Annotated in this window: 21 protein-coding genes, 1 pseudogene and 1 other annotated feature; of the genes and pseudogenes, 13 read left to right on the plus strand and 9 right to left on the minus strand. The window is 69.2% G+C overall.

All coding sequences use genetic code 11. The annotated features are described in order from the left end of the window. Positions 1-13 precede the first annotated feature (13 nt). Positions 14-649 (minus strand): TetR/AcrR family transcriptional regulator, encoded by a 636-nt coding sequence (locus ACFMRZ_RS09010; protein ID WP_280271174.1) that lies wholly within the window; start codon positions 647-649, stop codon positions 14-16. Positions 650-750: 101 nt separating this feature from the next. Between ACFMRZ_RS09010 and ACFMRZ_RS09015 the strand changes: the two genes are divergently transcribed. From ACFMRZ_RS09015 to ACFMRZ_RS09025, 3 genes are all read left to right on the plus strand, one after another. Beyond that, positions 751-2,337 (plus strand): MFS transporter, encoded by a 1,587-nt coding sequence (locus ACFMRZ_RS09015; RefSeq protein ID WP_400178691.1) that lies wholly within the window; start codon positions 751-753, stop codon positions 2,335-2,337. A gap of 175 nt (positions 2,338-2,512) precedes the next feature. After that, positions 2,513-3,736 (plus strand): cytochrome P450, encoded by a 1,224-nt coding sequence (locus tag ACFMRZ_RS09020; RefSeq protein ID WP_400178692.1) that lies wholly within the window; start codon positions 2,513-2,515, stop codon positions 3,734-3,736. 76 nt (positions 3,737-3,812) lie between these two features. Further along, positions 3,813-4,724, plus strand: a complete 912-nt coding sequence (locus ACFMRZ_RS09025; protein ID WP_400178693.1) for an SMP-30/gluconolactonase/LRE family protein — start codon at positions 3,813-3,815, stop codon at positions 4,722-4,724. A 17-nt stretch (positions 4,725-4,741) separates the two neighbouring features. On the opposite strand, the gene ACFMRZ_RS09030 is transcribed toward ACFMRZ_RS09025, so the two are convergent. The 3 genes from ACFMRZ_RS09030 to ACFMRZ_RS09040 all read right to left on the minus strand — a co-directional run bounded on the left by ACFMRZ_RS09030 (position 4,742) and on the right by ACFMRZ_RS09040 (position 7,418). Then, positions 4,742-4,969 carry a hypothetical protein gene (locus ACFMRZ_RS09030; RefSeq protein WP_400178694.1) on the minus strand — a complete coding sequence of 76 codons (228 nt, stop codon included), beginning with the start codon at positions 4,967-4,969 and terminating at the stop codon, positions 4,742-4,744. Between the two features lie 208 nt (positions 4,970-5,177). Further along, the gene (locus tag ACFMRZ_RS09035; RefSeq protein ID WP_400182808.1) at positions 5,178-7,145 is read right to left on the minus strand and encodes an ArnT family glycosyltransferase; all 1,968 of its coding nucleotides are present in this window, start codon (positions 7,143-7,145) and stop codon (positions 5,178-5,180) included. A gap of 81 nt (positions 7,146-7,226) precedes the next feature. Further along, on the minus strand, positions 7,227-7,418 hold the full coding sequence (locus tag ACFMRZ_RS09040; RefSeq protein ID WP_400178695.1) for a hypothetical protein: 192 nt from the start codon (positions 7,416-7,418) through the stop codon (positions 7,227-7,229). On the opposite strand from ACFMRZ_RS09040, the gene ACFMRZ_RS09045 reads away from it, so the two are divergent. Next, positions 7,414-8,277, plus strand: a complete 864-nt coding sequence (locus ACFMRZ_RS09045; RefSeq protein WP_400182809.1) for a class I SAM-dependent methyltransferase — start codon at positions 7,414-7,416, stop codon at positions 8,275-8,277. The two genes, ACFMRZ_RS09040 and ACFMRZ_RS09045, sit on opposite strands and share 5 nt — an antisense overlap. Positions 8,278-8,441: 164 nt before the next feature. Here ACFMRZ_RS09045 and ACFMRZ_RS09050 read toward each other — a convergent pair whose 3' ends face one another. Beyond that, positions 8,442-10,628, minus strand: coding sequence for an ArnT family glycosyltransferase (locus ACFMRZ_RS09050; RefSeq protein WP_400178696.1), 2,187 nt, complete (start codon positions 10,626-10,628; stop codon positions 8,442-8,444). Positions 10,629-10,756: 128 nt separating this feature from the next. Here ACFMRZ_RS09050 and ACFMRZ_RS09055 point away from each other — a divergent pair, with 128 nt between their 5' ends. Further along, the gene (locus ACFMRZ_RS09055; protein WP_400178697.1) at positions 10,757-12,355 is read left to right on the plus strand and encodes a dolichyl-phosphate-mannose--protein mannosyltransferase; all 1,599 of its coding nucleotides are present in this window, start codon (positions 10,757-10,759) and stop codon (positions 12,353-12,355) included. A gap of 6 nt (positions 12,356-12,361) precedes the next feature. Here ACFMRZ_RS09055 and ACFMRZ_RS09060 read toward each other — a convergent pair whose 3' ends face one another. Beyond that, positions 12,362-13,705: an MFS transporter gene (locus ACFMRZ_RS09060; protein ID WP_400178698.1), complete on the minus strand. Its 1,344-nt coding sequence runs from the start codon at positions 13,703-13,705 to the stop codon at positions 12,362-12,364. Between the two features lie 268 nt (positions 13,706-13,973). On the opposite strand from ACFMRZ_RS09060, the gene ACFMRZ_RS09065 reads away from it, so the two are divergent. From ACFMRZ_RS09065 to ACFMRZ_RS09080, 4 genes are all read left to right on the plus strand, one after another. Continuing rightward, positions 13,974-14,654, plus strand: coding sequence for a TetR/AcrR family transcriptional regulator (locus ACFMRZ_RS09065; protein ID WP_400178699.1), 681 nt, complete (start codon positions 13,974-13,976; stop codon positions 14,652-14,654). Between the two features lie 119 nt (positions 14,655-14,773). Further along, positions 14,774-15,874, plus strand: a complete 1,101-nt coding sequence (locus ACFMRZ_RS09070) for a BMP family ABC transporter substrate-binding protein (RefSeq protein WP_400178700.1) — start codon at positions 14,774-14,776, stop codon at positions 15,872-15,874. A gap of 8 nt (positions 15,875-15,882) precedes the next feature. Then, positions 15,883-17,403 (plus strand): ABC transporter ATP-binding protein, encoded by a 1,521-nt coding sequence (locus tag ACFMRZ_RS09075; RefSeq protein WP_400178701.1) that lies wholly within the window; start codon positions 15,883-15,885, stop codon positions 17,401-17,403. A 55-nt stretch (positions 17,404-17,458) separates the two neighbouring features. Continuing rightward, positions 17,459-18,705 (plus strand): IS3 family transposase gene (locus tag ACFMRZ_RS09080; protein ID WP_400177736.1). Its coding sequence is split into 2 segments (ribosomal slippage): positions 17,459-17,753 and positions 17,753-18,705, totalling 1,248 coding nucleotides; the frame shifts between segments, so codons are not numbered across the junction. Continuing rightward, positions 17,740-17,871, plus strand: a sequence feature (AL1L pseudoknot). (Overlaps the previous gene by 132 nt.) A gap of 29 nt (positions 18,706-18,734) precedes the next feature. On the opposite strand, the gene ACFMRZ_RS09085 is transcribed toward ACFMRZ_RS09080, so the two are convergent. After that, positions 18,735-18,929, minus strand: coding sequence for a hypothetical protein (locus ACFMRZ_RS09085; RefSeq protein ID WP_400178702.1), 195 nt, complete (start codon positions 18,927-18,929; stop codon positions 18,735-18,737). A gap of 88 nt (positions 18,930-19,017) precedes the next feature. Between ACFMRZ_RS09085 and ACFMRZ_RS09090 the strand changes: the two genes are divergently transcribed. From ACFMRZ_RS09090 to ACFMRZ_RS09105, 4 genes are all read left to right on the plus strand, one after another. Next, positions 19,018-20,223, plus strand: coding sequence for an ABC transporter permease (locus tag ACFMRZ_RS09090; protein WP_400178703.1), 1,206 nt, complete (start codon positions 19,018-19,020; stop codon positions 20,221-20,223). Next, entirely contained in the window at positions 20,220-21,143 is a 924-nt protein-coding gene (locus ACFMRZ_RS09095) for an ABC transporter permease (protein WP_400178705.1), read from the plus strand. The genes ACFMRZ_RS09090 and ACFMRZ_RS09095 overlap by 4 nt, the downstream gene beginning before the upstream one ends. Positions 21,144-21,337: 194 nt before the next feature. Then, entirely contained in the window at positions 21,338-22,231 is an 894-nt protein-coding gene (locus ACFMRZ_RS09100) for a hypothetical protein (protein ID WP_400178706.1), read from the plus strand. Between the two features lie 139 nt (positions 22,232-22,370). After that, positions 22,371-23,276 carry a DAPG hydrolase family protein gene (locus ACFMRZ_RS09105; RefSeq protein WP_400178707.1) on the plus strand — a complete coding sequence of 302 codons (906 nt, stop codon included), beginning with the start codon at positions 22,371-22,373 and terminating at the stop codon, positions 23,274-23,276. A gap of 68 nt (positions 23,277-23,344) precedes the next feature. On the opposite strand, the gene ACFMRZ_RS09110 is transcribed toward ACFMRZ_RS09105, so the two are convergent. After that, positions 23,345-23,680: a YnfA family protein gene (locus tag ACFMRZ_RS09110; protein ID WP_400178708.1), complete on the minus strand. Its 336-nt coding sequence runs from the start codon at positions 23,678-23,680 to the stop codon at positions 23,345-23,347. 31 nt (positions 23,681-23,711) lie between these two features. Further along, positions 23,712-23,942, minus strand: a pseudogene (locus ACFMRZ_RS09115) (MerR family transcriptional regulator); the annotation flags it as partial. Between the last annotated feature and the right edge of the window lie 2 nt (positions 23,943-23,944).

The following is a 23,944-nucleotide window of genomic DNA, read 5'->3' on the forward strand; positions in this document are numbered from 1 at the left end:
GCAGCGGCGGCGGTCAGCTCGCCGGCCGGTCGTCGCGGGCCGCCCGCGCCGCCAGGAAATCGTCGACGATGCGGGCACAGTCGGCCCGGGTAGCGCTGCCGATCCCGGACAGCCGCACGAACACGAACGGGCCGATGAGCTGGGCCAGCACCGCGGCGAGGTCGCGGTCGCCGAGCACCGCGCGCCCCTCCTCGCCGCCGAACAGCTCGTCGAACGGACGACGGTAGTTGTCGATGAATCGCCGCCGCAGCGCACCGGCTCGCGCCCCGGCGCCCGCGTCGCCGGCATCCGCCGTCGCCAACCAGGCCAGTGTCGTCAGGTGCAGCGGCGCCTCACTGATCACGTCCGCCTGCCGGCCGACCAGTTCGATGAGGCGCTCGCGCAGCGTGCCTTCCGTCGGCGCCTCGACCACCGGCGGGAGCAGATGCTCGAGCGTCGCGGCACGCAGGTGCACGACATTGTCGAAATGCCGGTACAGCGTCGTGCGGGCGACGTGCGAAAGGCGCGTCACCGCGTCCACCGTGATCGCCTCCAGCCCACCGGTTCTCAGCAGTTCGGCGGCGGCCTCCAGCAACCGGGCGCGGGAGCGGGCCCGGCGCGGGTCGACCTCCGCGGGCCCCGGTCGCCCCTCGACTGTGATCGTGGTCATGAACGCGGGATTCCTCCTCGGTAGCCCTATTGCCGGCCACACTACTTATGCTACTGCTAGTAGCGTAGCGATACTGTCAGTTTCATTTCTTGGGAGATCCCATGGCCTCGACCGTGACTGGACTGTCGGCACGGCTGCGCTGGGTGGTGGCGGTCTCGTGCGTGGCGGTGGCGCTGGTCGTGGCCTCCATGGCGGCGCTGTACACGGCGCTGCCCGCGATCGCCGCCGACACCGGCGCCACCCAGGCGCAGCTGACCTGGGTCATCGACGGCTACACCCTGGCGCTGGCCTGTCTCGTGCTGCCCGCCGGGGCCCTCGGTGATCGCTACGGCCGCAGGCTGGTGCTGATCGCCGGGCTCGTGTTGTTCGCGGCCGCCTCGGCGGTGCCGCTGGTGGTCCACGGGCCGATCTGGCTGATCTGGGCCCGGGCCGTGGCGGGAGCGGGCGCGGCGCTGGTGATGCCGTCCACGCTGTCGATTCTCACCGCCGGGCTGCCGCGGGAGAAACGCAGTGTCGCCGTGGGCATTTGGGCCGGAACCGTGGGCGGCGGCGCGGTGCTGGGCATCCTCGGCTCGGGACTGTTGATGGCGCGCTGGTCGTGGTTGTCGATCATGATCGCGATGGCCGCGGCGGGCGCCGTGCTGGCGGTGGCGGCGTACACGGTTCCCGAGTCCGCGGACTCGTCACGGCCCGCCTTCGATCCGTGGGGCGCGGTGTCGGCGGCCGTCGCCATCGGTCTGGTCACCGTCGCGGCATTGGAAGCGCCGCAACGCGGTTGGACCGATGCGGTCGTGCTGCTCGCGGCCGGCGCCGGGCTGGCCGCCGCCGGGGTCTTCGTGCTGATCGAACTGCGGGTCGCGCATCCGCTGCTGGATGTGCGGCTGTTCACCGGGCGGCGGTTCGGGACCGGCACGGTGTCGGTGGCGGTCCAATTCGCCGTGTCCTTCGGGCTTTTCATGGTGATCGTGCAGTTCTTCCAGCTGATCCTCGGCTACGGGCCGTTGCTCTCGGCGCTGGCGATGGCGCCGATGATCGCTCCCATGATCGGGCTGTCGATCGTGGCGCCGTGGCTGGCCGAGCGGTTCGGGCTGCGCCTGCCGACCGCCACGGGGCTGGCGGTGGTCGGGGTGGGCCTGCTGTCGCTGGCGCACGTGTCGACCTCGAGCACCTTCGTGGACGTACTGTGGCCGCTGCTGATCATGAGCACCGGGCTGGGGCTGTCGGCGGCGCCGGCGACCGCGGCGATCATCGACGGCACGCCCGCCGACAAGCACGGCGTCGCCGCCGCCGTGAACGACGCCGCCCGGGAAGTCGGTGCGGCACTGGGCATCGCGCTGTCCGGCAGCATCCTCGCCGCCGGTTACAGCAAGCACATCGCACCGGCCCTCCCCTTGGTCCCCGAGCAGGCCCGCGAGCCGATCTCCAGTTCTCTGGCCGGCGCCCTCGAGGTGACCGACCGGATCGGCCCGTCCGCGAAACCGCTGGCCGAGTTCGCCGAGTCCGCGTTCGTGCACGGACTCCAGCAGGCCACCACGGTGCTCGGCGGTATCACCCTCGTCGTCGCCTTCGTACTCGGCCTGTGGGCGCCCGGCCGCGGCACTCCGCCCGCCCACCCCGCCGACCCCGAACCGGCGACCGAACCGGGGGTAGCGGCGGTCGGCGCCGCCGGAGCCGAAACCTCTTCGTAGACACGCCGTCCCGCGCCGGTCGACCAGGTGTCGAGAGGGTCAATTCTGTTTTGATACGCCCGTTTTCCGGTACGGGGCAGGATCCGGGGATGCGGGGCGTGAACGAGGTGGGGTGGGGCGATACTCGTGCTCGAACGGTCCGGTGATGGCCGGGCCAGTCGAGAGGAGCGGTCCGATGAGGAATCTTCCTGCGTTCCCCGCCGCGGACGAGAGTCCGCTCGAAACCTGCCTGCGGCTGCGGAAGATCGCGCCCGTGGTCGAGGTGGAATTCCCGGGCGGCGTGGCCGGTTATCTGGCGCTGACCTACGATGCCGTGCGCGAAATCCTCGGCGGCGACAATATTTCCTTCGTCCGGGACCCGAAACACTGGCCCGCGCTGCACGACGGAACCATTCCCGAGGATTGGCCGCTGCGCGCCGTGGTGCAGGGCGAGCATCTGTCGACCAAGGACGGCCGCGAGCATCGGCGGCTGCGCGGCCTGATCAGCACGGCGTTCACCCCGGCCCGGGTGCGCGCGCTCGAGCCGCGCATCCAGCACATCATCGATGATCTCCTCGACGACGTGATCGCCGCCGGTGACGGCGTCGACCTGGTGCCGGCCTTCACCGAGGCGGTGCCGATGGCGGTGATCTGCGAGCTGTTCGGCGTGCCCGAGACCGATCGCGGGCAGTTGCGGCAGTGGACCGCGACGTTGTTGGCGCACAACACTTCTCCCGAGGAGGCGTTCGCCGCGCAGAGCGGGCTCATGGCGTATCTGCACGAGCTGGTCGAGCGGAAGGAGCGGGAGCCGGGCGAGGACCTCACCTCCCATCTGGTACGGGCGCGCGACAAGGACGACAAGCTCACCGCGGACGAACTGGTCGCGGTCCTGTGGATCATGCTGGTCGCCGGCCACGAGACCACGGTGCACATGCTCGGCTACGCGATCCTGGCGCTGTCCCAGCATCCCGGCCAGCTCGAACTGGCCCGGGCGGGCGACCTCTGGGCCGACGTGGTGGAGGAGACGGTGCGGTATCGCCACTCGGTGATGATGACGAGTTGGCGATTCACGCTGACCGAGGTGAACATCGCGGGCGTCACCATCCCCCAGGGCAGCGCGGTCGGCGTGGTCTACCAGGCCTGCGGCGTCGATCCGGCCGAATTCGGTGACACAGCGCACGAATTCGACATCACGCGCACACGACAGGCCGGGCATCTGGGCTTCGGTCACGGGCCTCGATTCTGTATCGGTGCCGGGCTCGCGCGGTTGGAGGGCCGGCTCGCGCTCGCGTCGCTGTATCGTCGATTGCCAGAGCTCGCGGTACTGGTCGACCCGAACGACATCACCTATTCACCGTCCTTCTTCACCATCGGTCCGTTGTCGATACCCGTCGCTGTCGGCGCAGCGAAAGCGCGGTGACGGCAGCTGTCCGGCAGGTGGGCGGCGCCCGATCGAACCCATGGATGGTCGCAATGACGTGCTACGGAGTGAGCCAGTGAGGTCCGCGCGCCCGGTTCGCCGGGTGGGTGCGGCGCTGGACAATTGCTCGTATCTCGGGTCGCCGCTGTGGCATCGGGGCATGCTGTGGGTGTCGGACTTCAGTACCGGCCGGGTGTTGGCGACCGACGGGCGCGGCGCGGTGGAGGTGGTCGCCGAGGTGCCCGGCCGGCCCGGCGGGCTGGGCTTCCTACCGGACGACAGGCTGCTCATCGTGTCCATGAAGGACCGCCGGTTGCTCGTGCGGGACCACCGGGGCACGGTCCGCGAGTACGCCGATCTGTCCGCGGTACTGCCGGGCGACGCCAACGAGATGGTGGTGGATGCCCGCGGGCGCGCCTATGTGGGCAATTTCGGATTCGATCCGGCGGCGGGTGAGCCGATCAAATCCAGCGGCCTGGTCCGGGTCGATCCGGACGGGCTGGTCACCGTGGTGGCCGAGGATCTGGCGTTTCCCAACGGCATGGCGATTCTGTCCCGCGAGGTGCTGGTGGTGGCGGAGACCGCCGACGATCGGATCACCGCCTTCGACATCGCCCCGAACGGCGGCCTGATCAACCGGCGGACGTGGGCGGCCTTCGGGCCCGCCGCGCAGGACGACGGGGGCGACCGGCCGATGCCCCGGCCCGCGGTGGCCCCGGGCGGCCTGTGCGCGGACGCCGACGACGCCGTGTGGGTCGCGGACTGCCTGCACGGCCGGGCCGTCCGGGTCCGCGAGGGCGGTGGCCTGGTCGACGAAATACGGGTCGACGCAGGCGTATTCGACTGCGCGCTGGGTGGCGCGGACGGGCGCACGCTGTTCCTGTGCACCGCGCCTTCGCTGTTCGAGCCCGAGCAGCGTCCCACCCGCGACGCGCGGTTACTCGCGGTGCCGGTGTCGTGGCCGAAGGACGTTGTCCAGGCTCGTTGAACCCCGCTGCGGGGAATTCACCACGACAGGTCCGGGCGGCCCGAGCGGTGCGCCTCCTCGTACCACTGGTGCGGGATCGACCAATCCGGCTCGATCGGTCCGTCCGTCTGGGCCGCAGCGGCGTCCTGCAGCGCGCGGTGATACTCGGCGTAAACCCCGGCCGCTCCGCACGACGCGGAGCCGAGCAGCACGATGCCGCGCACCAGGTGCCGCCACACCACCGAACTCGTGATGTCTCGCCACATCAGAGGCCTCCTGTCCGGGACCCAGCGCCGGTGAACACCCACCGGCGGACCAACCGCGACACCGGCGGACCGGCACCGACCATTGATGTTTACCCACCAGACAGGACCACGTAATCGGTTTCCGAAAATTCGTCAACGACGTTCTCCGGAACCCCGAGCCCGCCCGCTCGGCCGGCCCGTGGGAGGACCTGGGTCGCTCGGCTACGGATCAGGGCGTGGTGGTGAGGTCGTAGATGGTTACGCCGTCGATGGTCTGGGCTGTGTAGTGGGCTTTTACCCAGGCTGCGATGTCGGCTGACTCCTGGCTGCCGGTGGTGGCGCCGCGCATGCCGAACATGACCGAGCCGTCGATGAAGTAGTGAATCCGGTGCTGCGCCACGTACTGCTGGAACTGCTCCAGGGTGGGTGCCGGGTCGGTGCCGTTGTAGCCGCCGATCGCCATCACCGGGTCGCCCGTCGCCAGTTGATAGGCGGCGGCATTGTCCGAACCGATCATCGCGGCCGCCCACGTGTAGTCACCGGCATCGGCATGCAGCGCCGCCACAACGTTCGCGCCCGGCCGCACCGACGCGAACGGCCCGCCGATCCTCATAACCCCCGGTCCTCCCGTACCTGATTGCGCGCCCGGGGTTGTGGCGGTGGCTCTGCGGCCGTCGGCTCCCTGGCCGTCTCGGCCGCCGGGGCGTGGGCCGCCCGGGCCGAAGTGACCGGCTCCGGCCGGGCCTGCGGAAGGCATCGCGCCTGAATGCGTATCGGCAACTGTCGCAAGGGCATACGCTGCGGGCCCCGCTCCGGCCGCAAGCAGTGCGAGGGTTACCGAACCGGCGGCGACGGCCTTGGGAAGCCGGGGTCGCACCAGCAGGAGCACGGCGCCCAGCGCGCCCGCGACCACGATTGCCGGAGCCAGCCACGGCAGCCAGTCCGGGGTGCGCCGGAGCAGGACACAGGCGAGCCAGACGGTGGCGGCCAGCGCACTCGCCAGCACGAGGTTCGCGCGAAAGTCGTTACGGCGCTGCCATACCGAGGCCGCACCTACGCCTACCGTGCCGCCGATGGCCGGAGCCAGGGCGACGGTGTAATACGGGTGCAGGATGCCGCTGGAGAAGCTGAACACCACGCCGGTCACGACCAGCCAGCCCAGCCACAGCAACAACGCCGCGCGCACCGCGTCCGTGCGCGGCGCCCGGCGCCGCAGCCACAGGCCGGCCACGCCCAGGATTGCCGCCGCGGGCAGCAGCCATGCCACCTGTCCGCCCATCTGGTAGGCGAACAGCCGGTCCCATCCGGCGTCGAAGTCGGTGTTGCCCAGGCCGCCGGTCTCGTTCCCGGTGATCCGGCCGAAACCGTTGTACCCGAACGTCAATTCGAGAATGCTGTTGTCCTGCGACCCGCCGATGTACGGCCGGGAGCCCGCCGGCCACAGCTCGACCAGAAGCAGATACCACCCCGCCGACACCACCATGGCGAGCACCGCCGACACCGACCGCAGAATCCGAGTCCGCCACGGCGCCTGCGCCGCAAGCAGATACACGAGAGCGAAGGCCGGAAGCACCAGGAACGCCTGCATCATCTTGGCGAGGAACCCGAACCCGACGGCCACCCCCGCCAGCGGCAACCACCATGCGGCAGCGTCCTTTTCGATCGATCGCAGCACACAGTAGGCGGCGACGGTCAGTAGCAGCACGAGTAGCGCGTCCGGGTTGTTGTAGCGAAACATCAACGCCGCCACCGGAGTCAGCGCCAGCACCGCGCCGGCCAGGATTCCCGGCCAGTGCCCGCCGACCCGCCGCACGGCCGCGTACAGCACGCCCACCGCCGCCACACCCTCCAGTGCCTGCGGCACAAGCAGACTCCACGAGTTGAACCCGAACAGCCGCGCCGACAGATCCATCACCCACAGTGCACCCGGAGTCTTGTCCACGGTGATCGCGTTGGCGGCGTCGCTGGACCCGAACAGCATCGCCTTCCAACTGGTCGAACCCGCCTGCACCGCGGCGGCATAGAACTGATTGGCCCAGCCACCGGCCCCGAGCCCCCACAAATACAGCACCGCGGTCACCGCCAGCAGCCCCGCCAGCGACAGCCGCCGCCACCTCCGGGCACGCGCGTCCACCGGCCGCGATCGCTCGGCAGGCACTTCCACAGATTCCAGCACGGTCGAAGTCACCGGTCCGATCCTGCGCACCCATCGTGGACGCCACCTGCGCTCGAGCTGTGTGTTTCCTGGGAGCCGCGCCGAACATCGGCCCGACCCACCTCACGATTCTTCGGCGATGGCAATGTCGAGGTCGACGGCAATGTCGAGAAGGGACTTCTTTGGGGTTTGGCTATGGCCGGCCTGCCCCTGATCGCCTTGCTCCTCGCCGTAGCAACACGGACGGGGCAGCGAAACGCGCGTGAGTGAGTTCACAGCCCGCGAGCCGTGTTCATGAGTAGGTTTCTTGATCATGGAGGACGGACCCAGTCGAACCGCGCTGTTGACCGCGTATGCCCGGGCTTATCACCAGGTCGCCGACCGAGGACGGATCTTCACCGACCCTCTGGCGGCGCCTCTGCTCGGTGTGACCTCGGCCGAACTGTCCGAATCGGAGACGCTCGCGAAAAATCACCCCGGCGCCGTGGCGGTCGATCGGCCGCGCCGCCTGTTCTTCGCGACCCGCGCGCGCTTCGCCGAGGACCGGGTGGCCGCGGCCGTCGCCGCCGGTGTGCGGCAGGTCGTGATCCTCGGCGCGGGACTGGACACCTTCGCCTACCGCAATCCACACCCCGACCTGCGCGTCTTCGAAGTCGACCATCCCGCCACCCAGGAGTGGAAACGCGCGCGTCTCGCCGCGAGCGGGATCGACCGTCCCGGCACGTTGACGTTCGTGCCCGTCGACTTCGAAACCCGGTCTCTGGCAGCAGGTTTGGAATCCGCCGGATTCAGCCGGACGGACCCGGCGGTATTCGTGTGGCTCGGCGTCGTCTTCTATCTGTCCGCGACGGCCGCCCGCACCACCCTCGAATACATCGCTGGACAGGCCCGGCCGGTCGAGGTGATCTTCGATTACCTGCAGCCCGCGGACACCGACGAGGGCCGAGCGCATCAGCAGGCGCGCGCCGACCGGCTGGCCGCCATCGGCGAACCCTTGTTCAGCTACTTCACGCCCGATGGCATCGCCGGTCAGCTGCGCGCCCTCGGCTTCACCGAGATCGAAGACCACGCCGCGCCGGACCTCATCGCCCATTACCTCGGGGAATCCGTGGGGTTCGAGGGTGAACCGCCCGGCGCGCTACGCGCCATCCGCGTACTGCGCGCTAGCCGCTGAGATTCCACTAATGATCCTGGTCGGTCCCGCCGATCTATGGGACCCGGACGACTACCTCGTGCGCGTATTCGATTACGACAGGCGCAACCCCTGCGGCCTCGGGGCGCGGGTCCGCGGTCGAGGGGCAAGGGTCGCGCCGGGGGTCGTGGCTCCGGGGGTCGTGGCTACGACACCGGGGCGGCCAGGTCGTATACCGTCGTGCCGCCGACGTCGACAGCGGTGAAGTGGGTCTTGACCCATTCCACGATCTCGGCGCCGGGACCGGATCGGCCGGGACCACGCTGTTCGCCGCCGATGAAGTAGCGGATCTGCCCGTCGGCGACGTACTTCCGGAACCGGTCGAGGGTGGGGTACGGGTCACCGCCGCTGAACCCGCCGATCGCCATCAAGGACTTCCCGGTGGCCAGTTCGAGGCTGCTGACCTCGTGGGATCCTATCGCCGCCGCGGCCCAGCGGTTGTCGGTCCCCCGCAGCAATGTGTTCAGCGCGGCATTGTCCGGGGACCGACCCGGGCCAGTGCGACGCAGGACCTTGTCATCGCTTCCCGTTGCGCCCGAGGGCATTTCGTTACCCGAAGGTCCGGGACCACCCGCGCCCGGCGCTCTCTCCGCCCCGCCCTGCCCACTTGCGCCGCCGTTACCACCCGGAGCGCCCATGCCGCCCGGATCGGCGGGAGTACCACTGTCACCGGGTGCGCCGCTCATACCACCGTCGTCAACCGGACGTGGACCGCCCCCATTACCGTGATCGGTTTTCGGACCCGAGGTCGGCATGCCGCCGGTGTGCGAATCCGATACGGCCACATTGTTTATCGCGAAGGCGGTCGGGCCGCCGAGGCCGGTGATCAGACCGACTGCCGCGAGCACCGCGGTCCACTTCCCCAGCCGGTGTGCGCCCGCGACGATGACGGCCGCGACCACGAGGCACCCGATCAGCACGATCCAGCGCAGCGCCGGGAACCAATCGGGTGTGCGGCCGAGGAGTACGAACGCCCACACACCGGTCACGGCCGACATCACGGACAGAACCGCTCGCGACGTGAACGACGTTCTGTCGTGCCACAATTCGACGACGGTCAGCGCGATCAACGCCGCCAGGGCGGGGGCCAGCGCCACCGTGTAGTAGGGGTGGATGATCCCCTTCATGAAGCTGAAGACGATACCGGTCACCAGCAGCCAGCCACCCCACAGCACGAGCGCGGCCCGCGTGCGTCCCGTGCGCGGCGTCGCCCGCGTGGACCACAGCAGCGCCGCCAACCCGATCAATGCCGCCGGCAGCAGCCAGGAGATCTCGGTGCCCATCGTGTCGCGGAACAGTCGCGTGAGACCGGTATCTCCGCCGAACATCGCACCCGGACCACCACCGGGACCACCAACAGGGCCGCCGCCAGGCTCACCGCCGAATCCACCACCGCCCGGCCCGCCGCCAGGCCCACCGCCGAACCCACCGCCCGGCCCACCGTTACCCTCACCACCGAAGACTCGGCCGAGCCCGTTGTACCCGAGCGCCAGCTGCAACAGACTGTTGTTCGTGGAACCACCGATGTAGGGCCGCGAGGCCGCCGGCCACAGCGCCCCCAGCACCAGGAACCACCCGGCCGAAACAACCACCGCCACAGCAGCTCCCAGCAACTTCCAGATCCGCTGCCACAATCCGAGGGGCGCCGCGATCAGAAACGCCAGCGCGAAGGCGGGCAGCACCAGAAACGCCTGCAGCAATTTGGTCAGGAACCCGAATCCGACCGCGACACCGGCCCCCGCCAGCCACCACCCACTGCCACGCTCGATCGCGCGCACCACGCAGTAGGCCGCGACCACCATCAGGAACACCAGCAGCGCATCCGGATTGTTGTCCCGGAACATGGTGACCGCCACCGGCGTCAGCGCCAGCACACCACCGGCGAGCAACCCGGCCGCCGGTCCGCTCCACCGCCGCACGGCCGCATACAGCAGGGCCACCGACCCCACCGCCATCAACGCCTGGGGCAACAGCATCGAGAACGTGCCGAATCCCAGCAGCCGCCCCGACAACCCCATCACCCACAGCGACGCGGGCGGCTTGTCGACCGTGATCGCGTTCCCGGAGTCGAGCGAGCCGAACAGCAGCGCCTTCCAGCTCTGCGTGCCCGCCTGGACCGCGGCGGCGTAGTACTCGTTGGCCCAGCCGAGAGCGCTCAGACCCCACAGATAGCCCACCAGGGTCGCCACCAGCAGCGCCCACAGTGCCGGACGCGCCCACCGCGGCTGCTCGGGCGGCCCGAACAGCAGGCGTTTGCCGCGCTGTCGCCGCGGCGGCGACTCTCGCGGTGCGGTGGGCTCGGCCCGATCGGCGGGCGCTTCGGTCGTCGTCATGGCAGTCCTCTCGCGCGTGTCGCACCCCATGCTCCGGCAGCGGGCTGGGGATCGGGTCGACGCTCCCTGGGGATTCGCTGTGAGTTGCCTGCCCGGCCACCGCGCGGACGACCGCATACGATCGGTCGGTGACCCAGCTGACCGACGCGCGAGCGGCCACCGGCCCGGCCCCGTCCAGTCCGGCGCCGCTGCGGCCCGCTCCCGATTTCGGCCCGGCGGACAGGTTGCGCGGCTGGCTGGTCACCGTGGTCCTCACCACGATGGCCGCGGTCACCCGGCTGCTGAATCTGGGCTATCCCACCGACGGCGGCACACCGACATTCGACGAGAAATACTATGCCCACCAGGCCTGGGAGATGCTCACAGGCAGTGGGGTCGAGGACAATCCGGCGTACGGGGTGATCGTGCACCCGCCGGTCGGCAAGCAGCTGATCGCGCTGGGCGAGGTGGTGTTCGGCTACACCCCCTGGGGCTGGCGCTTCACCGCGGCGATCTTCGGAACGGTGTTGGTACTGCTGGTAATTCGCATCACCCGCCGGTTGACGCGCTCCACGATGATCGGCGCGATCGCGGGCCTGCTGCTGATCTGTGACGGCACCGCCTTCGTCGCCTCCCGCATCGGCATGCTCGACATCTTCCAGGCGGTGTTCGTCACCGCCGCGTTCGGCTGCCTGGTCGTGGATCGCGATGAGGTCCGGGCCCGATTGGCGTGCGCCGACGCCGATGGGCGAATCGCGGTGAGCGCGTTCGGTCCTCGGCTGGGTGTGCGGTGGTGGCGGTTCGGCGGCGGGGTGCTGCTCGGATTGGCGTGCGGGACAAAGTGGTCCGGGCTGTATTTCATCGCGGCGTTCGGTCTGCTGTCGGTCCTGTTCGATGTCGCCGCGCGCCGCGCCTACGGGGTGCCGCGGCCGTGGGCGGGCACCGTCGTGCGCGATATCGGTCCCGCGCTGTATGCGCTCGTCGGGGTTCCGCTGCTGGTTTATCTGGCGAGCTACGGCGCGTGGTTCGCGAGCGAGGATGGCTACGACCGGTATTCGGTCGGCAATCCCGCCGCCGGAAAGGGCGCCATCGGCCTCGGCGGCGGCTGGTCGTGGATGCCGGATGCCTTGCGTTCGCTGTGGCACAACCACGGCGAATCCCTGGATTTCCACAAGAGCCTGACGAATTCGGCGGGCAACCATCACGCCTGGGAATCCAAACCCTGGTCGTGGCCGATGGGCCTGCGCCCCATGCTTTTCCACTATTCCGACAGCGCGACCGGCAACTGTGGTCAGCCCGCGTGTGTGAAGGCCGTGATGCTGATCGGCACGCCCGCACTGTGGTGGCTGTCGTTACCCATGCTGTCGTGGGCGTTGTGGCGCAGCGTAACCCGCCGCGACGGGCGCTATGCCGCCGTGCTGGTCGGCTACTGCGCCGGAATCCTCCCGTGGTTCCTGGACCTGGACCGCCAGATGTATTACTTCTACGCCGTCCCCATGGCCCCGTTCCTGGTCATGGGCCTGGCGCTGCTCCTCGGCGACATCCTCGGCCCCGCACCCTTCACCCGCACCGCCGACGGCCGAAAGTTCCTGCTCCCCAGTGAAAGACGAACCCTCACCCTCCTGACGGTGTCCCTCTACCTAGGCATAGTAGTGGCGAATTTCGTCTGGCTGTGGCCGATCCTCACCGCCTTCCCCATCACGCCCGGAGACTGGCAGAACCATCTCTGGCTCCCCAGCTGGCGTTGACACGGATCAGCTGGTGAGACGGTCGTCTTCGCTGATGAACAGGGTGGCGACGACACTGACCACCGCCGTCGCGACGAGGTATCCGCATGCCAGCCACGGTGTTCCGCCCGCTGCCGCGATGAGCGCGGTGACGATCATCGGCGTGATGCCCGAGGCGTAGATGCCCGAGACCTGATACACGAAAGACAGTCCGGTGTACCGCACTTCGGGCGGATACAGGCCCGCGTACAGGGTGCCCTGCGCACCGTAGAACAGCGCGTGCGCCACCCCGAACACCGCGATGATCGCGAGGGTGAAGACCACGATATTGCCGACTTCGAACAGTGCGAACACCGGGAACACCAGCAGCCCGTACGCGGCGATCCCGGCTGTGTACACGCGGCGCGGACCATAACGATCGGTCAGCCGTCCCGACACCGGAATGAGCGCCGCCATCACCAGCGCGGCGATGGTCACCGAGGTCAGCACCGGGACCTGCCGGAACCCGAGGTGCCCGGTGGCGAAGCTGATCGCGAACACACCCCAGGTGTTGAACGCCGCGCCCTCGCCCCACCGCGACAGCAGACCCAGCACGGTGTTGCGGCGGGTCCGCAGATTCCGGAACAGCTCCAGCACAGGCACTTTCGAGATCCGGTTGAGCCGGTCGATCTCGCGGAACGCGGGCGTTTCATCGATCTTCAACCGGACGACCAGACCGATCACGACGAGCACCACGCTGGCCCCGAACGCGATCCGCCAGCCGAAATCGAGGAACGCCGATTCGCTCAGCACCGTCCGCAACAGCGCGAAGACGCCGGTGCCCAAAGCCAGGCCCAGCGCCAGCCCGACCTGCGGATAACTGCCGAACAGCCCGACCTTGCGGCGAGGGCTGTACTCGACGGCCAGCAGCACCGCACCGGCCCATTCACCGCCGAGGGCGAAGCCTTGCAGCATCCGTAACGCCAGCAACAGGATCGGCGCGGCGATACCGATCGCGGCGCTGCTGGGCAGCACACCCATCAACGCCGTGGAGCCGCCCATGATCGCCATCGTCAGCGCGAGCGTGCGCTTGCGGCCGATGCGGTCGCCGATATGTCCGAAGACCAGCCCGCCGACCGGGCGCATCACGAAACCCACCGCGAAGGTCGCGAACGACAGCATCGTGCCGACGAACGCGCTGGTGTTCGGGAAGAACAACTTGTCGAAGACGATGCCCGCCGCGGTGGAGTAGAGGAAGAAGTCGTACCACTCCACGGTCGTGCCGATCAGGCTCGCCACGATCGCCGTGCGGGTGTCCGAGGCGCCGAGCCGTTGTTCCGGTTCCCGCGCGGCGCGTCGCTCGTCCGCCGATGCGGTGTCCAGCAACGACATGGTGGCCCTTCCTTCGGCATCGACTCGCCGAGCGAGCGTAGGGCCGGGGCGGTGTTCGCAGAAGGGTTCGACTCAGCGCGATTCCAGCCCGCGGGTCCGGGACCCCGTCGCGATCGGCGCGAGGCGTTCGTCCAGACTGGGGGCGGCCGGGAAAGGGGTGCCGTCATGGAGGCGATGATCGTGTGCGTTTCGGTGTCGCACGGCGACACGGGGCGTTGGGAGCGGCGCGCACCTTCGCCGAAGGACTGCGAGTCCACGTCACGTCGCGATGGGTAGCGGCGACCGTCCGGCAGGACTGTCCCCGCGCCGCCGGGCGATCTGCGAGGCCGCGCTCGACCTCGCGGCCACCGGCGGCAACCGGGCGGTCACCCATCACGCCGTCGACGCCCGCCTCGGCATCGCCCGCGGGTCGACCTCCTACTACTACCGCACCCGGCAAGACCTCCTGGAAGCGGCCATCACAAGGCTGACCGAAGCTTCCCGCGAGGCATTCCACATCGCGTTGGATGTTCCGGCCGACGGCCCCGAAGCGCCTCCCAGGACCAACGCGCCGCACCGCACCGAATTCCTCGACCACACCGCCCCGCTGGATCGCACCGACGCACTCACGCACGCCGCCGGACTCATTGCCGGGCAACTGGATCGGCTGCTCGGCGACCGTCGGCGCGACGCGCTGGCCCGCTATGCCCTGGTGCCGGACGCGGTCGGGAACGAGAGTCTGCGGGCCGCGCTGGCGGTGTGCTTGTTCTCCACTCCCGCCGCCGAACGGCTGATGGATTCGCTCGGGTCCGCCGACTCCGCCCGCGCCGCACGGGATCTCGTCAGCCTGCTGGAGGGTCTGTTGTTCGACCGCCTGCACGGCGCCCGTTCCCTGCCGGGCCACGGCGGGGACGATCTCCGCCCCACGGTCGGCCTCTGGCTGGCGGCATTGTCCGGCCGGACGCGATGAACGCGCAGGACGCCGCCCATTGTGCGCCCGGCACGTACCCGCTGCCCATCGTTGCGACCAGGGTGAGCGAATGTCTTCCGTCAAATACCTTGTTGCGGCGTTAATTTCGCCAGCAATAGGTGTGTGCTCGCCCACCGCCGGAACAGCACGACAACGAGGTAGCCCATGGCCGCATTCGACGCTCTCCCCGCGCCCGGCGCGCCCTGCGTGTGCTGGGCGCGGCCGTCGCGGCATTCCTGCTCACCGCCGTAACCGCCTGTGGCGGAGGTAGTTCCGCCGAAGACGGAGCCGCGGAGATCATCTATGTGACGAATGCCCCGATCGGTCAGAACCAGTTCCTCGCGCTCGGCAAGACCGGGACCGAGCAGGCGGCCGCGGCGCTGGGCGCGAGCGCGCGCACCTTCGAGAGCACCGACGAGCAGTCCCGTCGCGCGAATCTGGAAGCGGCGATCGCCCGGCGTCCCCTGGCGATCGTCCTGATCACCTACGAATTCAACGATCTCGCCGCGGAATTGGCCGAGCAGCACCCCGATCAGCAGTTCGTGCTGGTCGATTCGTGCCCGCCGAGGGTGCCGGAGAACCTGCGATGCGGCAAGTTCAAGGAGTACGAGTCGTCGTATCTGCTCGGCGTGGAGGCGGGCCTGCTCACCCGCACCGGGCGCATCGGCACCGTGGCCGCCAAGGACTCCCCGTTCTTCCACCGCTGGTCCGACGCCTTCGCATTGGGCGCACGCAGCGTGAACCCGCAGGTGATCGAGTCGCAATTGTTCGTCGGTGGCGAGAACGCGGTCGGCGACCCGGCGCGCTCGAAAGAGCTGGCGCTCACCACCATTCACACCGGAGCCGACCAGGTGTACGCGGTGACCGGCGGCGGCAACGGCGGCGTGTTCGAGGCGGCCGCGCAGAGCCGGGACGTGCTGGCGTACGGCGTCGACGTCAACCAGTGCCCGCAGGCGCCGGGCGTCGTGGTGGACAACGCGATCAAACGCATCGACAAGGTGGTGCTCGACCTGCTCACCCAGGTCCGGCAGGGCACGCCGGGCGGCACGGCCACCGAATTCGGTCTCGCCGAGGACGGTTCGACCGTGACGAGCCTGACCGCCGACGCCGATGCCGGCGGCTGCGTGGTGCTGCGCCATCCCGAGGTCCTGCAGCGCGTGCGCGAGGCCAGGGACCAGATCGTGGCGGGCCGCGTCACCATCCCGCACGCCGACAACTAGGCCGCTCGATGGATACGCTGGAACTCGACGCGATCACCAAACGGTTCGGGACCGTACTCGCCAACGACGCCATCTCCCTGACCGTCGCGCGCGGTGAGGTCCTCGCCCTGGTCGGGGAGAACGGGGCGGGCAAGTCCACCCTCATGTCGATCCTGTACGGCATGCTGGGCCCGGACTCCGGCCGCATCCTGATCGACGGCCGTGCGGTCGAATTCACCTCTCCCGCAACGGCTATCGCGCACGGGCTCGGCATGGTGTTCCAGCATTTCCAACTCTTCGAGCAGCTGACGGCCGTCGAGAACATCGTCTACGGCGCCGAACCGGGCCGCTGGGGCCTGTGGGACCGGCGCGACGCGATCCGGCGGGTCACCGCCCTCGCCGCGGAATACGGTCTCGAGGTGCCGGTCGAAGCGACGGTGGCCGACCTGCCGGTCGGGGTGCTACAGCGCATCGAGATCCTGAAGGCGCTGTATCGGGGGGCCGAGCTGCTCATCCTGGACGAGCCGACCGGCGTGCTGACACCCGGCGAGACCCGCGACCTGTTCCGGGTCCTGCGGGCGTTCGCCGACGACGGCCGGGCCGTCATCCTCATCACCCACAAACTCGACGAGGTGACCGCCGTCGCCGACCGGGTCGTGGTGCTGCGTGACGGGCGGCGGGTGTTCGCGTCGGCGGTGGCGGACACCACGACCGCCGATCTGGCGCGGCACCTGACCGGGCGGCAGATCGATCTGCGGCCGCGGCGGGCCACCCGGCCCGCGGATGCGCCGGTACTCACTCTCGATCGGGTGAGCACCGGCGACCGGCGCGGCGCCCTGCACGATGTGTCGCTGACCGTGCGGGCCGGTGAGATCGTCGGTATCGCGGGGGTCGCGGGTAATGGGCAGGAGACGCTCGCGGCCGTGGTGGCGGGACACCGTACCTGCGTCGACGGCGCCATCACTCTGGCCGGATCCGACGTCACCGCCGCCGGGCACTCCGAGCGCCGCGCCCACGGTCTGGCGCACATCCCGGAGGACCGCAACCGCAGCGGCGTCGCCCACGAGGCCGACGCCGTCACCAATCTCGCCGCCGGTTTCCATCGCGCTCCGCCACTGGCGCTGCGCGGACTACTGCGCCCGCGGGCGATGCGCGCGCACGCCCGGGAACTGATCGATCGATTCGGCATCCGGATCCCCGATCCGACCACACCGGTCCGCACGCTGTCCGGCGGGAATACCCAAAAATTGGTCGTGGCAAGGGAACTCGCGCACGGCGCGGCACTGCTGCTGGCCGAACAACCCACCCGCGGCGTCGATCTGGGCGCGATCGAATTCATCTACGAGCGGTTGGACGAGTACCGCGCCGAGGGCGGCGCCATCCTCTTGATCTCCACCGAACTGACCGAACTACTGACCCTCGCCGACCGAATCCTCGTCCTCGCCGACGGCCGCCTGGCCGGTGAATTCGACGGCGCACAGGCCGACGCCGAGCAGATCGGCGCGCTCATGTCCGGCGGCGCCCCGGCCCCAGAGCCGAGCGCAGCGTGACTGAACCGTCCTGGGTTGGTTGGAGACTCCCGTTTTTGCAAGGGAGACTGCATTCATGGGTGCACCACGGAAGTTCGACGAGGAGACCCGTGCTCGGGCGGTTCGGATGTATGAGGACCGGATCCGCGAGCACGGCGAGTCGATGGCCGCGGCGCGACGGCATGTGGGCGCGTTGCTGGATATCAAGCCGGCGACGCTGCGGAACTGGGTCGAGAAGTCCGAACGACCGGCCGCCGACCGGGATCCGGTGTCGGTTTCGGAGTCCGAGGAGTTGAAGGCGCTGCGTCGCGAGGTCTCCGAATTGCGAAGGGCCAACGACATTCTGCGGACGGCGAGCGCGTTTTTCGCGGCGGCGGAGGTCGACCGCCGACTGCGGTGATCGTCGACTACATCGACGCTCACAAGAACCGGTTCGGGGTCGACCCGATCTGCCGCGTGTTGACCGAGCACGGCGTGGCGATCGCCCCGTCCACCTACTACGCCGCACGCAAGCGCGGTATCAGCGCCGCGGTGTGGGCCGACGCGCACACCGCGAACGTCTTGTTGGACCTGTGGACGGCCAACCGGGGTGTCTACGGTGTGCGCAAACTCTGGCTCGCCGCACGCCGAGCCGGCCACATTCTCGGCCGTGATCAGGTCGCGCGCTTGATGCGGCTGGTCGGGGTCGACGGGGTGGTGCGTGGGCGGCGCACCACGGTCACAACCGACCGCGGCCGTGACCGACCCGCGCGGCACCCGGATCTGATCGGGCGGGCCTGGTCGCGGCCGACGCGTCCGGATCAGTGGTGGGTCGCCGATTTCACCTACTGCTGGACGCTGGCCGGGTTCTGCTACACCGCGTTCTGCGTGGACGTGTACTCGCGGCGGATCCTGGGCTGGCGTGTGATGACCTCGAAGGCGACGCCGTTGGTGACCTCAGTGCTCGAGCAAGCTCTGTTCACTCGCCGCAGGACCGATTTCCGTTTCACGGCAACAGGATTGATACATCATTCCGATGCCGGAGCTCAATACACCTCACTGGCCTTCACCGAAGCATTACAGGATTCCGGAATCACCGGGTCCATCGGCAGCGTCGGCGACGCCCTCGATAACGCGCTCATGGAATCGGCGATCGGGCTCTACAAAACCGAGTTGATCGACCGCCACCCCGCCTTCACCAGCCGAGCCGAACTCGAACGGGAAACAGCCTCGTGGGTGCATTGGTACAACACCGGGCGCCTGCACTCTGCGATCGGATACCTACCGCCGGTCGAATACGAACACCTCTACCATCAACAGACCATCTCGACCGAGGCGGCCTGAACCCGAGTCTCTACCGGATCCAGGACGGTTCAGACCGCCCCGAGGGCGTGCGGGCAAGCGAACGCACTGAAGGCGGGCATGAGCAAGACGTCCAGGCCGCGGCAGGCGAACACACCGAAGTCGAGCGCGAGCAAGACCACCAAGCCGCGCCAAGCGAACATACCGAAAGCGGGCATGAACATGACCACCAGGCCGCGGCAAGCGATCACGCCGAAGGCGGGCATGAGCATCAGTCCGGGCCAGCGCGATCACAGGAGAAGTCGGCATGTGCAGCGCATCTCGGGCTAGGCGTGCGACCGCACGGACAGTGGTATGAGTGACCACAGGCTGAAGGTCGCGACTACGCGGGGGCGGGAGTCCGGCGAGGTCGGGGCGAAGAGGGGTCTGCCGCAACGGTTCACGGCGCGGGTGCGGTCCGGTCGGGTGGATCGGGTGCAGGTTGCCGACGTCGTGGCCGCGGTGCTGCTCACCGGGCTGGCGACCACGGTCCTGTTCGCCGCCACCGGCCACGATCCACTGCGGGTGTACGGCAGCATGGTGCGGGGCGCGCTGACCGGGGCGGGGTTGGTAACGACTGTGCAGCAGGCGATTCCGGTGATCGGGCTGGCGCTGGCGCTGTCGTTCTCGTTCCGGGCGGGGCAGTTCAACCTGGGCGGGGCCGGGCAGTTCGTCGCGGGTGGGCTGGCGGGCACGGCCGTCGTGCTGGCGCTGCCGGGGCCCGCGCCGGTGGCGGTGCTCGCCGCACTGACGGTGGCGGCATTGGCCGGCGCGCTGCTGTCGAGCACCTCGGCCGTGCTGTATACGCGTTTGGGCGCACCGGTTTTCGCGACGTCACTGCTGTTGAATTATCCCGTCGTGTCGATCACTTCCTACCTCATCAAGGTCGTGCTGAAGGACCCGTCGACATCCCGCGACGCCTCCCGAGCCGTCCCGCGCGAGCGGCGGGTGGGCGCGATCGCCGGACCGGATTCGCCTCCCGGACGCCTGCTGGAGAACTGGTTCGGCCGCACCCACATCCTGACGCTGCTGGGCGCCGGGGTGAACTGGTCGCTGCTGGCGGTGGCCGCGGTGTTCGCGGGCTGTGTGTTCGTCGGTACGCGGCTGCCGATCGGCTTCGAAACCCGGATCATCGGGCTCAATCCACATCTGGCCGAGGCAGTCGGCATCCGCACGCCGCGGGCCATCGTCATCAATATGGCTACCGGTGGCGCGATCGCGGGGCTGATGGGTGTACTGGTCGTGCTCGGTTCGCACTACCGGCTCATCGACGGCGCGCTGGACGGCAGCGGCTACCCGATCACGGCGCTGCTGGTCGCGCTGCTCGCCCGCAGCCGCCCCGGGGCGGTGCTGGTGGTCGGTTTCCTGTTCACGGCGCTGGGGGTGGGCGGGCAGGAGATCGAGCGCGAATTCGGCCTGTCCGCTTATGTTTCGACGGTCGTGCAGGCCATGGTCGTCTTCCTGGTCACGATCAAGCCGACGCCGCGGGCTCTGGCGCGGCGCTGGGGAGTTCGCCGATGATCTCTGTCGACCTGTTTCTGTCCGCGGACATCGTGGCCGCGACGGTGCGCAGCGGGATACCGCTGCTGCTACTCGGACTCGGCGGGTTGATCTGCCATCAGGCCGGGGTATTCAATGTCGCGCTGGAGGGTCTGTTACTGATCGGCTGTTTCGCCGCCGTCGCCGGGAGCGCGCTGTCGGGCAGCGCGGTCGTGGGGGTGGCCACCGCGGTCGCCGCCGGTGTCGGGACGGCGTACCTACTGGCCGTGGGAACCGTTTCACGCCACGGCAATCCGCTGATTCTCGGCACCGCGATCAATGTGATCGCCGCCGGTCTCACCACCTTCGCGCTACAGGCGGTGTTCCATGTCCGGGGCACCTATCATCGGCCCGATCTCGCCAGGTTGCCGCACTGGTTCGCCGCCGCCGAACACGCGCTGCCCTGGATCGGCCCGACGCTCGCCGCGCTGAGCCCGCTCGGACTGCTCGCGCTGCTGTCGGTGCCCGCCACCTCCGCCTTCCTGCACCGCACGGTTGCTGGAATGCGCCTGCGCGGCATAGGGATTCACGCCGAGGCGGCGCAGTCGCTGGGCGTGCGGCCGGACCGGTACCGGTTCGCGGCGCTGCTGGCTTCGGGTGCGCTCGGTGGTCTCGCCGGTGCGGAGCTGTCGCTCGGTTCGGTGGCGCTGTTCACCGAGAACATGTCCGCCGGGCGAGGCTGGATCATCGTGCTGGTCCTGCTGCTGACCGGGGGCCGCCTGCGCCCGATGCTGGGCACCCTCGCCGTCTACGCCTACGCCCAGTCCCTCGGCTTCCGCCTGCAAACCATCGGCCTGCCAATGCAATTCGGCGACGCCGCACCCTATCTGGCGACTCTCGCCGTCATCGTGGTGGTCGGCGTGCGCGCGGGCCGAAGGACAGGCCGGGCCGCCACGACGTAACCGATGCGGACCGCCGTTCCCCTGCCTGAAGATTACGCTGGCAGCGCAGCAGCCTCAACAGCGCAGCGCGGACACGGCCGCATTGGTGGGCAACGGGCAACGGGCAACGGGCAACGGGCAACGGGCAACGGGCAACGGGCAACGGGCAACGGGCAAGATTGGTTCTCCAGGGACGCGGCCCGCAAGTTGGCGGCGTGGGAGACTTCCTGTTCGATGGGGAGCGGACAAGGGGCGATTGGAGCGGGTTGGACGAGATATCGCTGGAGGCAATCGATCCCGGGCTCGGTGAGGCGACCGCGATGTTCGTGGCGCCTGGTGTGACACCGCCGCCGGACCTGCCTTCGCAGTGGCGGCCGATCTCGGTCTCGGCGCGACCGCAGGACAGATGTGCGGCGGCGTTGGCACTGTGGAACCGATCGTTTCTCGACATGCTGCCGCGTTTCGCCGCGGCATTGCGCGACAAGCTCGCCGACGTCCGGGTCTGCAAGCTGGACGACGCGTGGGTGTTGCTGTACGTCCTGGCTCCGGGTGTGGGCGAACCCTACGCGCTCTGGGCGGGATGGGATCCCGCGACCTTCGGTGACACCGAGCCGCCACTGTGGGATGCCTTCCCCGCACCGGTGCGGGAATTCCTGCGCACCGTGCACGCCGGTTTCAGCCGACCCGATTACCCCGGCGCCTGCGGTCTGCTCCCACCGCGGTACATGGACACGTTCGGCGCCTACCACGGCGCACCCGAGGGCCTACCGGAGTGGGAAGACGCCTGGGGCGGCGAAGATTTCATCCCGGAGAAACGGCTCGTCCCGATCATGGACGACGGCGGCACGCTGTATCGCTGCGTCTCCCCCAACGCCCCCGGCAAGATGGTGATCCTGTACGAGGGCGACATCGATCCGCGCGCCGACTTCGGCCCCGAGCTGGATGACGTGCTGATGCAGGGCGTCGGCCCCGTCGAACTGGTTCCGATGACCATGGACCCCGAAATCGCCCGCGCCCTGGGCTATTCCACCGAACCACCGCCCGCGCTGGTCAAGGCGCATCGCGCGGTGCGGGTGTGGACTGGAGGCGAAAGCCCCACACCCGGTTAGTCCGGCTCTGTTGGCGCTCGAAGCTACGGCGCGGCAGCGATCGGCCTGCTACCCCGCACATTCGCTGCGACACTTGTGCGTTGTCACAGAAACCGGTGACATCCGGTCGTTCGCACATACCGGAACATAATGTCGATGCATGGTGAGAGATGGTGCGCTGTCACGCCGGACATTCTTCTCGGCCGCCGGCGCGGGAGCGCTGATACTGGGAACGGCCGCGCAGGGGCACGCCGTCGCAACCGGCCGCTACCCCGGCTACTCCGCCGCCGACTGGTCGCAGCCGTACTCGCGCTTCATGACCGAGCACACCCTCCCCGCGCCGGTCACCGTCTCCACTGCTCACGACGGTCCGCCGACCGCCGCGGACCTGATCCCCGAATTCCCGCTGCTCAGCGAGGATCTCGCCGCGTCCGGCTACTCCGTGGTCGAAACCGGTTACGGGCGAACACGTTCCGGCGCGCTGTGGGTGGCCGTCCATACGCCGATGCCCCGGGTCACCGCGGCCATGTGGGACTGGTGGTTCGGCTGGCACAGCATCGAGTCGGCCCGCTACAAGCTCTGGCATCCCGATGCCCACATGTTCGCCGCGACGACGGTAGGCAATGCCGCAGACCGAATCCCAGGCCGCCCGGCGTACATCGGCACGGTGTCCTATGTCGACGAGTACATCGGGCCCAAGTTGCAGCAGTTGGCCATCGCGTTCCAGGATCCACGCGCGCACGGGCTCGACGTGCCCGACGACCACACCCTCGTCTTCGCCCGCGTGGGCAGCGCGGTCGCGCCGATAGATCTCGGCTGGCTGGCGCACCAGGTCCGCCCGGTCCCCGGCGGCAGCGAGATGCGCAGCCGCTTCTACCTGGACATGTATGGGATGCACGTGCCCGATGCCGAGCAGGCCGCGAACGCGGTCCAGCGCGGCGCCGCCCTCGATCCCCGGGACCTCGTCCTGGACCTCCCCCTAGCCCGTGATCTGCTGCTGCATTGCGGGCAGGAGATGAATCATCTCGCCCAGTTCCTCCCGGAGCTGTACGCCCAGTTCGCCTGAGCCGCAAGGCATCAGACCCGCTGCGGGCCACGATCCACTGCGCATGGAACGAGGGCGACGGCCCGGGCTCAGGCAGCGCGTGGCGCGTACATGATGACGGCGACGCCGGCCAGGCAGATGAGGACGCCGGTGATGTCGAAGCGGTCGGGCCGGAACCCGTCGAATGCCATGCCCCAGAGCAGTGATCCGGCGACGAAGACACCGCCGTAAGCGGCGAGGATGCGCCCGAAGTTGGCGTCCGGCTGCAAGGTCGCGACGAACCCGTAGACGCCGAGGGCGATGACGCCGGCGCCGATCCAGGCCCAGCCGCGGTGTTCACGCACGCCCTGCCAGATCAGCCAGGCCCCGCCGATCTCGGCGACGGCGGCCAAGACGAACAGCAGGATCGAACGCGCGAAAGTCATGGGTAGCGAGTCTAGGAGCCCGAGTTCGTCATCATGTCCGCCCATCCGGGTGGGCTGTGAACGGCATCGGGCACGCGGGGTTCTCGCTACACGCGATCAGGTCGTCGCAGCCGGCCTCCACCGTGGCACGAAGGGTGTCGCGGATCGCGGTCAGCTCCGTGAGTTCGGCGTCGACCTCGGCCAGCTTCGCCGCCGCTCGCACGGGCAACCCCGCCTTCCGGTGATGGCTGCGGAAGTGGGCCGCGGCCAGGAGGTCGGCGACTT

It is taken from the genome of Nocardia sp. N2S4-5 (assembly GCF_044628355.1).
Classification (GTDB): Bacteria; Actinomycetota; Actinomycetes; order Mycobacteriales; family Mycobacteriaceae; genus Nocardia; species Nocardia wallacei_B.